This window comes from Pedobacter sp. FW305-3-2-15-E-R2A2 (assembly GCF_038446955.1).
Taxonomy (GTDB): domain Bacteria; phylum Bacteroidota; class Bacteroidia; order Sphingobacteriales; family Sphingobacteriaceae; genus Pedobacter.
Window position 1 is genome coordinate 4,722,954 of sequence record NZ_CP151803.1, and the last position, 14,629, is coordinate 4,737,582.

Below are 14,629 nucleotides of genomic sequence, written 5' to 3' on the forward strand. Positions count from 1 at the left end.
AAAGCAAAGATAGTCACTTACCTGAATGTAACCGCTTTCCTTTGGGTAAGTAGCAACTTTTGATCACCTGACAACCATATTTTTGCTTTTAATTGATAAGATTAAAAACAAGTAAATTTATTATGAAACACATCCTTCATTTAAAATCAAGCATACAAGGTAAAGAGTCGTACAGCATTAAGCTGGGAAACGCTATTGTCGAAAAAGTTCAGGACAAGTATCCAGGTAGTACATTGGAAGAATTAAACCTGGTCGACATGGACATTCCGCATCTGAATCCCACTGTGCTTCGTACCTTCTTTATTCCCGGAGATCAGCTGACTGAAGAAGAAAAAGAATCCATTCGCCTTTCTGATGAGATGGTTAAACAGTTATTGGCTGCAGACATCGTTGTAATTGGTGCACCGCTGATCAACTTTACGATCCCTACGGTATTAAAGGCCTGGATTGATCATATTACCAGGGCAGGAATAACTTTTGGATATGGTGAAAATGGTCCTGTTGGAAAAGTAACAGGAAAAAAAGTTTATGTGGCAATGTCGTCCGGTGGTGTTTATTCACAAGGTCCGGGTAAAGCCAATGACTTTGTTGCACCTTATTTGAAGGCCTTCCTTGGTTTCTTAGGCATGACAGATCTGACCGTATTCCGTGCTGAAGGACTAAAAGTGCCTGAAGTAAAAGAACACGCAATGGAGAAAGCAATTCATAGCATAAAGGTAGATTAAAATCTAACTTTGTATCTTCAACAATAATCTCTTTGAATGTACAATACCGACATCAATATTTTTTACGATCATTATGTTAATAGAGCGTTTTCGGAAAAGAACAGCTTTTCCGGGCATTTTGATTTTCTATTGTGGGAAGACCTTCAGAAAGATTTGTTGGCATGCGGGCGATTTCAGCGGAAACCATTTTATAAAATCGCTTTGCTTCAGGGTGAAGCGGTTTATCATTCTGGCCCCCATAAAACTCCTGTTTCAGGAAACACAATCGTATTTACGGATCCAATGATTAGATTCAGTTTTGAAACCACCGACAAAACTTTCGATGGCAAATATTGTGTCTGCAGTGAAAGTTTCCTCCGTGGAACAAGTAAATTATCTTTGAGTAACTGGCCTCTTTTTAAAGATAGAAATATCTATACACAATCCCTAAATAATGAGCAATACGCGGAATTATTGCGGATTTTCAATGAGATAGAAAATGAATATAAATCTGATTATCTCTTTAAGGAAGAATTGATTCGAAACAGGGTTTTTGATGTGATCCATTATACCCAGAAATTAAATATAAACCTACTTGAATTTATTCAGACTCAAGAGGAAAGTCTGGAAGACCGCTTCTTTAAAATACTGGGAAAAGCTTTTTTTAATATCAGCAAAGAGATGCCTCTGGAAGATAAATCTCCTGCTTATTTTGCACAATTATTATTTACTTCCGTAGATCAGCTGAATAAAGCGATAAAAAAAGTTACCGGAAAAACTACACAGACACATATTCACGAACGGATTATTGAGGAAGCAAATGTTTTACTAAAACACACGACATACAGCGTAAAAGAAATTGCCTGGAACCTTCATTTTCAGGAAACATCTCATTTCCAAAATTTTTATAAAAAGCAAACCGGTCGCACACCTCTTGAATATAGAGACGCGTAGTTTTTTTGTAATTATACACCGGATTTTTGTACCGGATTTCGTCCCTTCCTGATCTAGCTTTGCAAATAAAAATTAAGCAATGGAAAAATCATTTTTAATTATTGGAGCAGGCGAAGTTGGACTTGCGATGTTAAATAGCTTATATGATTATCAGGCAAACCATGAACCGCAACTACAAATAGGTGTTCTTGTACAGCCTTTAGCAGACAGTATTGCCAAAGTCAAAAACAATTCGAGGTTTGTAAATATAAGGGTGGAATCTCTTGACCTGGTTAACGAAAGTATTCAAAATTTAATTGCTGTTTTTAAAAAGTATGATACCGTAATCTGTTGCAGCGGATTTTCAACCGGTAATGGAATGCAGGTAAAAATTACAAGAGCAGTTCTGGATGCGGGAGTTAGAAGATATGTTCCCTGGCAATTTGGAGTGGATTATGACAAAATTGGACGTAATAGTGCACAACCTTCATTTGATGAACAACTAGACGTTAGAGCATTACTTCGGGCACAACATAACACGCGTTGGATTATTGTTTCTACCGGGATGATTACCAGTTTCCTGTTTCGTGAGGACTTTGGCGTAGTCAGTCTAGCTGAGAAAAAGGTAAGTGCTTTGGGAGACTGGCAGCATAGCCTTACTTTAACTTCTTGTGAAGATATTGGAAATTTGACTATTGAAATTTTGTTCCACCAGCCGGAAATATTAGATCAGGTGGTCTTTATTGCCGGAGATACGCTGACTTTTGAAGAGATTGCAAATCAACTGAAAGGGCTTTTCTCTACGGAATTCGATCGTAAATTACGAGATATTCCTCAACTGGAAAAAGAGCTGAAAGACAATCCTGAAGATGTTTTTAGTCGCTATCGTCTGGTATTTACCAATCCTGGCGTTAGCTGGCCGATGTTAGAAACATTTAACCATCAAAATAATATTCCCACAGTCAATGTAGCGACTTGGATCAGAAAAAATCTGCTTAATTCGATGTTGTAATATTAAACAACAGTTAAGGCGTAAAAGTCTGTTTTTCATCACAAAGCAAGTAATTTAAAAGGAATGAATGATGGTGTCTGCTGCACGACCATTCATTCTTTACACTACCTGTTCAAATAAAAACTATAAAATCTATAGATTTTATTTGAATACCAAAAAAGAATACTATCTTCGTATCATCAAACCAACTCTTAACAATCTAAAACACAATGAAAACAGACTTGCATTTTATAAAAATGAAAAGAAAAACAGCTGAAGAAAGAATGCTCTTTCTATTAGATTGTAACTGTTGTTGTTGATTTCTTTCAGTCCTCACTGAACAAAACTAAAACACCTGTAAATCCCATAGCATTTTTTAAAACCGACAGGATACTAAAAACATCCCTATGGCTTTGCTATGCAACAAACATAACGCGACAGATCTCGTCGCATATAACCACAAACCATTTAATATTAATATGATGAAGAAACATTTACTTATTATCCTTTCATTTATACTTACGGCAAATTATGTTTTTGCTCAAAGTCCGATAACAGGTATTATAAAAAGTAGTACTGGTACTCCGGTACCAAATGCAACAGTATCGATCAGAGGCACTAAGATTGTGGTAATGGCAGATATTGACGGCAAGTTCAGTATTGATTCAAGACAAGATCTTCCATTTTACCTTCGGGTCAGCTCTATTGGCTACAAGTCTCAGGATTTTCAAATTTTAAAGCTTCAGGATACACCTTTCGAACTCGTGCTGATTGAAAGTGAACTACTTGATGAGATCGTTGTAACGTCAAGAAGACGTTCAGAAGTCCTTCAGGATGTACCCATCGCAATTACTGTAATCGGAGGACAAGCGGCAGAAAATGCAGGTGCTTTTAACGTTAATCGTTTAAAAGAACTGGTTCCTTCTGTACAGTTGTATGCCTCAAATGCCAGAAATACAACACTTAATATCAGAGGATTGGGTTCAACTTTTGGCCTGACAAACGATGGTATTGACCCCGGAGTGGGCTTTTATGTAGATGGAGTTTACCAGGCCCGTCCCGCCGCTACTTCTACCGATTTCCTTGACATTGAACGAATAGAAATATTACGTGGCCCACAAGGAACATTGTTTGGCAAGAATACGACTGCAGGTGCATTTAACATCACTACTGCAAAACCAACTCAAACACCAAGTGCAAAAGTAGAATTGAGCGTTGGAAACTATAATTTTCTACAAGCAAAAACCTCGGTTTCAGGAGCTGTTGCAAAAAATCTTGCGGCAAGATTATCTATTTCCGGTACTCAGCGCGATGGTACAATTTTCAATACTAAAGAAGAACGTAGGTATAGTGGTCAAAACAACCTCGGTTTTAAAGGTCAGTTATACTTTACGCCCTCGGAAAAACTACAGGTATTGCTAAGTGGTGATGCAAGTATCCAGCACCCCGCAGGTTACCCACTGGTAATTGCAGGCGTTACGGCAACCGAAAGAAGCGCCTACCGTCAATATGCCAAAATTGTTTCTGATTTAGGTTATCAACAACCGGTAGCTGACCCTGCTTCCAGAACAATCAATACCAATACGCCCTGGAAACATGACCAGTCAATTGGAGGCATATCCGTAAATGTCGATTATAAGATCGGCAATGGAACACTTACTTCAACTACTGCCTGGAGATTCTGGAATTGGAATCCTACAAACGACAGGGATTTCTCCGAGTTATCTGCATTGACAAAATCTCAGGGAAACTCACGCCATGATCAATATTCTCAGGAGCTTAGATATGCTGGTAACATCGCTGAAAAAGTAAGCGCAGTAATCGGTGTATTTGCCCTTAGCCAAAATTTGAAAGGGTTAGATCAGACGGAAGAAGTAGGTAAAGATCAGTGGAGATTTGTGCAAACAAGTAATACCGGTGCTCAGGCATTATACTCAACGCCAGGTTTGTTAGACGGCTATGGTATCAGAACCAATTCAACCATTAAATCATTAAGTACTGCTGTATTTGCACAGGTGGATTGGGAATTTCTGGATCACCTTCATATTTTACCTGGTTTAAGATACACTTATGACAAAAAAGATGTTGATTACAACAGGGTGACTTATGGTGGACTTCAAACATCAGACGCGGCTTTACTTGCACTTAAAAGCGCTGTTTATAACAATCAGAAATTCAATACCAGTGTTGACAATAATAATTTATCAGGTAACATTACCTTGTCGTACCGGCCTACGACTAAGTTAAATGCTTATGGAACTTTCTCTACTGCTTATAAACCAGTTGGTGTCAATGTAGGAGGCTTACCGACTACTTCTAATGGAGAACCAGACCTGTCTGTGGCTATCGTAAAACCAGAATATGTTCAACATTATGAATTAGGTGTTAAAACCAGACCTTTTAAAGGCACATTGATAAACGTTAGCGCTTTCAATACAGACATTAAGGATTACCAAACCAATGTGCAGTCACCGCAATTAGGTGTAAACAGAGGCTATCTTGCCAATGCAGAAAAAGTGAATGTAAAAGGGCTGGAAGTGGATGGAAGTTACCAATTAGGAAGATTCTTAACTTTAAATGCTGCTGTAGCTTATCTTGACGGCAAATATAAAAAATTCACAAATGCACCACTCCCACTGGAAGAAACCGGACACACAGAACTTGTTAATGGTGTGGCCACACAGGTAGCGTTTAAAGATGCTTCCGGAGGCAGATTACCAGGCGTATCTAAATGGAATGTTTCCGGTGGTGCTGAGTTCAGCAATCCGGGCAATCTGGCCAACACAGCAGGTAGATATTTTATAGCTGCCGATGCCAGCTACCGCTCGCAATATTCTTCAAATCCAACACCTTCACGTGTGTTAAATGTGGATGCGTATTCATTGCTTAATGCCAGATTAGGGTTTAAGTCAGATAAATTCTCGGTATTAGGCTGGGTTAGAAATATCACAAATAAAAATTATTACGAACAATTGCAGGCTGCAGCGGGTAATTCGGGTTTATATGCCGGCGTACTTGGTGACCCAAGAACTTATGGAATTACACTGCGCTATTCTTTTTAATACCGCTTTAAATATCTTGTAAAAAACCGCCTCATCAAAATATGAGGCGGCTTTTCTGTATCAGGATCTGGGTGAATTTTCCGCCTCCTGTAAAAACAAACAATCCGGAAAGGAAGAATAATGATTTACTTAAAAAAGTGCCTGAGTATTCAAATCCTGCAACTTAGGGGATACCGCTTTTCCAATACCGCTGAATAAAATTTTCACACCCATCACTTTTCCAATTGATTTTTGATATTTTGTCCGAAGCGCTTCCTTGCCATTTAATGTAACCGTAACTACTTTATTTTTAACGGTAAGCCCTATTTCTCCACCATTTGCAGCATTAAAGGCTAAATTTCCCAAAAACTCTTCCGAACCTACTGCCTTCAATTCAGAAAAGCTATACCTCGACAACGCAACGCAGTTTTCCTTAAACAGCGTGAGTAGATGCCGGTCTTTTTCTCCTAAAACAATAATGGTGGTTTCGATGCATTGCACACCCGGCCTGTTTTGTTCCGCAAAAACCTTCGTAGAGAAAGAAAAATTGTCACCACTAATAGGAGATGCATGGATATTACTATAACCGATCAGAAAAGGCTTTTTGGTATCCAGTCCGGCAGAATCCAATTGCGCTGCAGAAACGGCTATATTTTTTGGATCGAGTGGCCTTAGATCAGCAATAGGATATGCTCTTGAGGTATCATTTCCGGTATTCGCTACCCAGCCCTTAGTCTGTAAACAAACAGATACAGTGTCTATAGGTTTATCATGATGGTATAAGGTTACATAAACTACACCTGGATTTTTGAAGAACCTGGTGATTTTATCATTTCCGGTAATGGTGGCCGGAAGTGCTTCCTCCATGCAATCAAGTCTGAATTCCTCCTCCCTATCGAAAGAATGATCAGACTTTAAAGCGAAAACCGCAGTATGCGGCACACTGCCAAAAGGGTTCTCGCATATCAATTTCACGCTATTCAACCCCCGCTCTTTATTGAAGTAAAAGAAAAGACCGATCAGAAACAATCCCCCTATCAGTGAAAAACCAACCATTACCGGAGACCTAAAAACAGACTTCTTTAGTATCGGCTTTTTTTCGTCGACTTTAACTTCTTCTTTCGACTGTTCTTCTGCTTTTGCGATGGGATGTGAACTTCTGTAGACCAGCTCAAACTCCTGCCAATCCCGATAACCTATAAATTGGGCAAGCGCATTTCGCGTGGCTATTTGAGGATAGTAACGTTCAGATGTCTTTAATCTGCCAAAAATACGCTTGAGTGTATTTTCGCTCAAATAAACTTTGGTTTGCTGACCTAGCAGGCTACTGAGGGTGTTGTAATCTGAAACTCTCCAATCAGTTATAGGCTTATCGCCCATTTTTTCAATGATTTTTTTGCAACAACCATCCAGGGCATCAAAGTATAATTGGTTACCGGGTGGTACAGACCTATCGCTCATCTAACTCTATATAACTAATAACTAACGGATTAACCATACAAAACAATGTTTCTATTTTGGAACTCCAATTCTATTTTAACGGGCATACTTCCTGCTAAATTTACGAAACAACTTTCCTAACGGAGCAAACATAATATAATAAGCCACAACTAAAACCCACAATGAGAAAATTTAAATTTCTTTTTTTACTTCCCTTAACTTTTGCGACGAATAGTTTTGCTCAAAAGACAATTCAAATTACAACGACAAGGACCGTCCTGGTATTAGAAACAGATCAGGACAACAGCTTATGGTCAACCTATTTTGGTGAAAAGCTCAAAAGTCCTGCGGAATATAAAAGTATTAGACCTTTAGACAAATACAAACCAGGCTCTGATGACCTGTTGAATAAACGGGAAGCCTATATTGCTTCAGGATCGTTAAATCTTTTAGAACCTGGTTTAAGTATAACCCATAGCGATGGCAATAAATCAACAGTACTTACTTTTACTGCAGTTGAAGAAAAGCATTTAGACGATAACCGAAAACTCACCATCGTACATTTAACGGACGCTAAGTATAAATTCAATGTCGACTTATATTATCTGGCCTATTTTAAAGAGGACGTCATCGAGCAATGGACAGAGATTAAACATCAGGAAAAAGGTATTGTGATATTGAACAAATATGCATCAGCGAATCTTACCTTAAGTGGCCGGAAGTTCTTTTTAAAGAACCATTACAGTGGCGCGGTAAGAGAAATGCGATCAGAAGAACAACAACTGCTGCATGGCATTAAAACTATTGATTCAAAACTCGGAACCAGAACCAATTTATTGCACTCTTCTTCTTTTATGGTCTCTATTGATCAGCCTGCAACAGAAGAACAAGGTGAGGTTATCGCTGGATCTTTAGCCTGGGCAGGAAATTTCAGGCTCGATTTTGAAACTTTCGACGAATACTACCTGAGAATCACTGCAGGAATTAACAACTTTTCATCCAACTACACTTTAAAAGCGGGAGAAAACTTTGTCACTCCTCGTTTTGTATATACTTATTCCTCTTCCGGAAAAGGTTTAGCCAGTAGGAACCTTCAGGATTGGGCCCGGAATTATCAATTGCTTGATGGAAAAGGAGATCGTTCCACCATTTTAAACAACTGGGAAACTACCTATTTCGATTTTGACGACGAAAAATTAAATCAGCTAACCAAAGACACTAAAAAACTAGGTGTAGATGTTTTTCTGTTGGATGATGGATGGTTTGGCAATAAATACCCAAGAAATGGCTCTTCGGCTGGTCTTGGGGATTGGCAATACAACAAGAAGAAACTGAAAAACGGCATCAGTTCTTTAGGTAAAGAGGCCACCGCAAATCAGGTTAAATTTGGGATCTGGCTGGAGCCGGAAATGGTAAATCCGAAAAGTGAATTGTATGAAAATCATCCGGACTGGATCATCAGACAGCCGGATAGAAAAGAGTTCTACATGCGCAACCAGTTGGTACTGGATTTAACCAATCCAAAGGTTCAGGATTTTATATTTAAAACGGTGGACGACATTTTTAAAGAAGTGCCTGAACTTGCCTTCATTAAATGGGATTGTAATTCATTAATATACAACGCACACTCCCCGACTTTAAAAAACCAAGACCATTTCTATATCGAATACACGAAAGGACTAACCAATGTATTGGAAAGAATCCGCAAAAAATATCCGAAAACACCAATGATGCTTTGTGCGGGTGGAGGTTCCAGAGTGGACTATGCCTCCTTAAAATACTTCACTGAATTTTGGCCAAGTGACAATACCAATGCTTACGATCGTATTTTTATTCAGTGGGAATATTCTTACTACTTCCCTTCTATTGCGGTAGACAACCACATTACCGATATGGGAAAACAGCCGGTTAAGTTTAAAACTGATGTCGCCATGATGGGCAAGCTGGGCTATGATGTCAGGGTGAATGAATTGAGTAAAACTGATTTACTTTTTAGCCAAAAAGCAGTTCAAACGTACAACAGCTTTAAAGATATCGTTTGGCATGGACAACAGTACCGGTTGCAGGATCCTTATGAAAACAAAATTACCTCAATTGCCTATGTAAATGAGACAAAAAATCAGGCTATTGTTTTTAATTATCATGTAGCTACGCTTTTTACAAACGGCGTTATATTACCGATTAAACTAAAAGGACTGGATGCGGCCAAGAAATATCAAATAGAAGAAATCAACCTATATCCGGGTACAAAATCACCAATTGATAGTAGTCAGGTCTATTCAGGAGATTTTTTAATGAAAGTCGGTTTTAACCCTGAAGTCAATGCAAACAGAACTAGTGTGGTCCTGAGAGTTACATCACTCAGTCATTAATTAAACAAATATCTTTTAGCTCCGGCCGTTAGTCCTGTTTAACCTGAGATTTCATAAACGTTATTTGCTCATTCAATAATGCATTGTTGTTTGATAGAAGTTTATTGTTAATTTCTTGATTTTTAATGATTGTATCAACTTTCCAATACCATAGCATCACCTCTCCCGCTACACACCGGAATGGCCAAGTAAAAGGCGTCGGCAATTACCAGAAAAAGCCTGCAACATAGAAATCTGCAGGCTTTCTCATTTTACTAGCTTTTATGGGTCATCCTGAAAGGAACAGATCCGATCAGCATAATCGTCCTGGTTGCTTTGGACGAGGTGGCAAAAACATCGCCATTGGCCAAAAACTCCTGAGGTGTTCCATGATGATGTGCCTCAATCAGATGTCCCGGAGCAACAGCCTTTGCCTGTTCAATAAACTCATCACTAGAGCCCCATTCCCCGACAAAAGGAATGATATTCGCCCCATCAGGAACTTCAGTTTCCCCTTTGTAATACGTCCAGCTTAATGAAGTCTCAAAACCGGGAGGATAATTGACTAGAAATGTTTGTCCGTAGTTAGGTTTTGCCACTTTAGTTTTAGGAAAATAGATCGTATTGTCCTGGTCAGGTCCGGGTACAGAAAACTGAATATAACCGTCGGTAGGAATATCCACACATTGTAGTCCTACCATCAATTGTCCCCCATCAGGCGCTCCGATTACGGAGGCTACTCCCTGCATAGTCGGTTGTGTGGCGTCGACCTCCACTGTGTTTTTCCAGCCTACATTAGGATGAGAAACGATGAATTTTGCCATATCAGAAACACTGCCAATACTCCCAAGATCCGGCGGGATCAATTGACCATCACCATTTTCAGCCCAGGCAACAAGACAATAATGTATGCCCTGGCGTGGTGGGGTCCAACCAAAAGGAGTAATTGTACCTGCAATTCCGTCATTATCCGTATTGGCGGGCGCGTCTAATGTTTGCCAGTTTTGCTGTTTACCGGCAACAACAATACCTGCCGTCTTCCAGTTCTGAGGCCAAAGCACAATAGAGGTATCTACATAATACAGGTAAAGCGTAGTTTTCAATTGACCGGATTGCGGGTTTAGTCCACGCAAATACACCCAGTTATTGGTCAATGGCGTTTGTGTATTTGCCTGCGGTATACCTTGCTTATAGCTGTTGACATCCGACACTACCTTCGGATCGGATAATGGTATTGGTCCGGTACAAATAATGTCCGGAGAATTCGTCCAGTTTGAGGAGTTTGAACCATTAATTGGTTCGCCAACATAATCTCTGATAAAAAAACCATTGTAACTCATGCGCTAATTTGTTTAAAATTGATAAATGAAAATATTAACTGATTTGATTGATCATTGCCATATTGCCGCTGAAAAAACCAGCGATGAATAATCTGGAATCGTCCCGCCGCATGGCAATACCCATTGGATACTGTATATTCTGCTCCCAGGAAAGGGTCTGTATCAAACGCAAGGTTGTTGTACTCAATACCCTTATCCCGGCGATGTTTGCATCTGTAATAAAAATTCTTTTGCCGTCCTGAGAAATCACCCCCTGCTGAAAATTGATCAGTGTGGCATACGTTGCCGGAAACTGGTATTCTTCTGATTTCAGGTCTTTGATGTTCACAACAACTATGGAAGACTTCATATTTTCTTGCAGCACCACATAAAGCGTATTGTTGTCTGGCGAGACCACCATCGTACGGGCTAGAAGATCCATATTGATCTGGTTTGAATTTAAGCTATACAACCCATTACTGCTGAGCTGGAGGGTCAGTATCTTTTTGTCTGATCCAGTTCCAACGAAGACATAATTACCATCAGGTGTATATTGCATAATAATGTGATTTGAGGCGGAAGAAGTAAATAAAGTCAGGTCAGTCTTCAGCTTATAGCTACCTTGAGTCTCATTGCAGGTATAGGCAAGAAAATAGTATTTTCCGCTGGTATCTTTGCTGATCACATACAGGTTTAAGCAATCTGCAGACATCCCCAGTTCTATTGGAAAACGTGCTACTCCGCCTGGTCCTGCAGGTATTGGAATCGTAGATTTTACAGTAAAACCTCCTGTTTCCATGACGGTGATTTCCTGCTCATCCTGTTGGATCACATACATATCTTCCGAAGTCCCGGATGGAGAAAAGACACACTTAATGATATCTTGTGTTTCCAACCGTGTGGAAACCGTTCCGGAATCGGTTTCATAAATAAAAATCCCTTTTGTATAGGTTGGTTGATTACTGATGAACAAAACATTATGCCAGCTCACCGCGAACTTTCCATCAGCAGAAACAACCACATCTGTGGGCTGTTTCCCAACGTTTACCGGAGTATTTCGCAGTTGATAATTGATCAGGTTAAAGTTTGTCACACTCTGATCAGAATTTGAAACATATGCCGCAGTGCCATCGCAAGCCATAGTCACAGAAACTGGTTTCGCTCCCGTAGGTACCTCACTTTCCATGATTTTACAATTTCCAGCTCCGGAATAACAACTAATCAGTGTAGCCGTATTTGAGCCGTTGCTGACCACAAAAGCATAGGCCCTGTTGGGAGTTACAGCAATCCTGACAGGCGCCCCACTGATTTCAATGTGCTGTCCCGGAGAGGTACCATCGTCTGTTGCATTCAATGCCACCAGCACATTACTTTCCTCACAAACCACGAGCAAGGTTCCCCCATGAGGATCTCCCACTGCGATGTCTACCGGATGAGCGGGTAACCCTCCAATACTTCTGTTGTATTTAAATTCCTGGTCGATGCCGCTGTATCCTATAACTGCAATGCTATTATCGCCGGTCATGGCCACATAGACATTCAATCCGCAAGGGTCGAGCCCTATTCCTGAAGGATTTTGCGTAATCGCGATGTCCTGCTTAACGCCAAACATATCCCCGGCTTTATTCTCAATAACAATCAGCTTTCCTGAACCAATCAGATTGGTCGTCACGAAAATGTATTTATCGTCGTTTGAAATGGCTATCCGTGCCGGTGTTCCTTCAATAGCTATCGTTTGAAGTACAGAAAAATTATAAATTCCAGTGCTGTCTTTCCATTCAATTTTAACAATGGTAACAGAACCTCCGCTATTTAATACAAACAGATACTGCCCGTCATAGGAAAAAACCTGATCTACCGGACCTGCCCCTGTCGGAATCGCGGTTGCATACTCACTAAAATCAAGTGGGTTTCGCAGACTTAGGACATTCGCTGTATTATTTAGTACTGCAATAAAGGCTGCTGAAGGAGAAGCGACTGCCGCCAGAGGATTAAACCCGCAGTCATTGGCTTGTGCTTCTATCTTAAAAGAACGAATCAATACATGACGGGCAAGCGTATGGGGATTGACGCTATCCTGAGGAATCAATGACCACATTCCAGCTGAACTGGAAGTAACCACCTTAGCACCTTTAGCAGGCACAATTTCGGTATTTCCGGAACTGTCATCTACCAGCAACACCGTCTCATTCGTTGCTACATCCCAGAAAAATCTGGAATTATGAGGATAATCATGGTAATAAATTTCGGATGGCGTTACACCAAAAGCATTGATCACCGGCAATACATCGGCAGTAGCCCTGGAAATGGCCTGATTGGCACTGCTCCCGGGACCTGTGGCCACAAGGGTGATGATTTCCGACTTTTCCAACGTAGCGGTATAGGTATTCAATTGCGTCACATCCTCATAAAAAGGCATCAGCATCAGTGAGGTGTAATCTTTGGCAGTCCAGGAGAGCTCAACAGATGCCGTTCCATCGACGATTACTGAAGGATTAGGTGAAATTTCCAGCGAAGTGATCGATACATGAGGGATTTTATTTAAGACAATACTGTAAGCCCCGTCGTTATATCCGGGGACATTATGGTATTGAACATGCATTAAGGTCGAACCAAGTTCAAACCTGGTAATGATGTCATCCACGTCGAAGGAAACCAATGCATCAATACCTATTATGGGTTTCTGACTGGGTGGCTGCAGTATCCAGCCCGGATTTTCTGCATCATTATTGGGCGTGATGGCCCATACAGATCCATTGTCCTGCTGCTGAACCTTAATGTAATCCAATGCAGATTGAGGACTGGTTAAGGCCCCGCAACCCGGCTCAGAAGGCGCATATACAAAACTAAGGGTAAAGGTGGTATTTGCATCAGCAATTACAGGAACTGGATTTGCACCTGGCTTAAATGCAAAAGTAATATTGTTCTTCACCTGGGGATATCCGTCTATCGTATTTACAATAAAAGATGGGGAGGCAAGCACACAATCTATCGCTTCATGCAGGTCCTTTTTATCTTCCGGTGCATTCAGTAAGGAGACTTTAAAGTAAGTCACACTAGGAATATTCTGATAACTTATAGGGCTGACATGGAAATACCGGACCCAAAGATTAACATTGGAACCGGATGGCGGGTTTGACAAGATCAGATTCCTGATGCTGATTTCCACCGATGGTGATGACGCGTTGATGCTTAGCTCCGCAAGGGGAGCCATCCCAATGATGCTATTTGTAAAATGCTGAAATTCCCAACCTGTCGCCTTGCAAACAATTTGATTAAAGTCTTTAAGAGGAATCTGCAGCGGGCTTAAATCAAGATAGATCAGAGAAGCTTTGGTACTGGCAACATCATCCGGATCCACCAGACTACCGGGAGTAAAAACAGTATGGCTAACATTGGTATCTATCGTAAAAGTAAGTTTGTTTACCAATGGGTCGTTGGTAATGTAAATTGTATTGTTCTGATCCTGGCTGTTTATGGCAAAGGACAATCCCTGAGGCGTTTGTGAGGTGTTCATCTGCTTTAGTTTTAGAATTACTTTTTTAAGGCGCACCTTAGGCGCAATTGTTCATTATGCTCAGAATAGCCTAAACAAGTCGGTAAAGCCGGAATGCATGTACTTATTAAAGGATAGATAATTAAAGAAGAAAAAGACCTGCAGGCTGTATTCCAGCCGGAAGCTGAATGGGCGAATTTTCGGGTATCCATGAGAGCGGTTAATTTGAAAATTTTTGTATATTTCTGTTCAGTTACCAACCACCGGTCAGCTATTGATCATTTCACAACGCAGAATGTGCTGTTTTATGAGGGAATAAAGCTTATATATTTTTCGGGTTTTCAGGCCACAAAA

General features: G+C 40.3%; 8 protein-coding genes. 5 read left to right on the top strand and 3 right to left on the bottom strand.

The annotated features are described in order from the left end of the window. Nucleotides 1-122 precede the first annotated feature (122 nt). The 4 genes from AAFF35_RS19075 to AAFF35_RS19090 all read left to right on the top strand — a co-directional run bounded on the left by AAFF35_RS19075 (nucleotide 123) and on the right by AAFF35_RS19090 (nucleotide 5,690). Nucleotides 123-725, top strand: coding sequence for an FMN-dependent NADH-azoreductase (locus tag AAFF35_RS19075; protein WP_342328124.1), 603 nt, complete (start codon nucleotides 123-125; stop codon nucleotides 723-725). 36 nt (nucleotides 726-761) lie between these two features. Then, complete coding sequence (locus AAFF35_RS19080; protein ID WP_342328125.1) at nucleotides 762-1,658, top strand: helix-turn-helix transcriptional regulator; 897 nt, start codon at nucleotides 762-764, stop codon at nucleotides 1,656-1,658. A gap of 79 nt (nucleotides 1,659-1,737) precedes the next feature. Then, nucleotides 1,738-2,649 (top strand): aromatic alcohol reductase, encoded by a 912-nt coding sequence (locus AAFF35_RS19085; protein WP_342328126.1) that lies wholly within the window; start codon nucleotides 1,738-1,740, stop codon nucleotides 2,647-2,649. A gap of 458 nt (nucleotides 2,650-3,107) precedes the next feature. Next, nucleotides 3,108-5,690 (top strand): TonB-dependent receptor, encoded by a 2,583-nt coding sequence (locus AAFF35_RS19090; RefSeq protein ID WP_342328127.1) that lies wholly within the window; start codon nucleotides 3,108-3,110, stop codon nucleotides 5,688-5,690. 129 nt (nucleotides 5,691-5,819) lie between these two features. Here AAFF35_RS19090 and AAFF35_RS19095 read toward each other — a convergent pair whose 3' ends face one another. After that, complete coding sequence (locus tag AAFF35_RS19095; RefSeq protein WP_342328128.1) at nucleotides 5,820-7,130, bottom strand: hypothetical protein; 1,311 nt, start codon at nucleotides 7,128-7,130, stop codon at nucleotides 5,820-5,822. 161 nt (nucleotides 7,131-7,291) lie between these two features. On the opposite strand from AAFF35_RS19095, the gene AAFF35_RS19100 reads away from it, so the two are divergent. Beyond that, entirely contained in the window at nucleotides 7,292-9,481 is a 2,190-nt protein-coding gene (locus tag AAFF35_RS19100) for an alpha-galactosidase (RefSeq protein ID WP_342328129.1), read from the top strand. A 254-nt stretch (nucleotides 9,482-9,735) separates the two neighbouring features. Here the strand turns inward: AAFF35_RS19100 and AAFF35_RS19105 are convergent, their stop codons facing one another. Next, nucleotides 9,736-10,800: a hypothetical protein gene (locus AAFF35_RS19105; RefSeq protein ID WP_342328130.1), complete on the bottom strand. Its 1,065-nt coding sequence runs from the start codon at nucleotides 10,798-10,800 to the stop codon at nucleotides 9,736-9,738. A 34-nt stretch (nucleotides 10,801-10,834) separates the two neighbouring features. Next, nucleotides 10,835-14,296 carry a hypothetical protein gene (locus tag AAFF35_RS19110; RefSeq protein ID WP_342328131.1) on the bottom strand — a complete coding sequence of 1,154 codons (3,462 nt, stop codon included), beginning with the start codon at nucleotides 14,294-14,296 and terminating at the stop codon, nucleotides 10,835-10,837. Nucleotides 14,297-14,629: the final 333 nt, after the last annotated feature.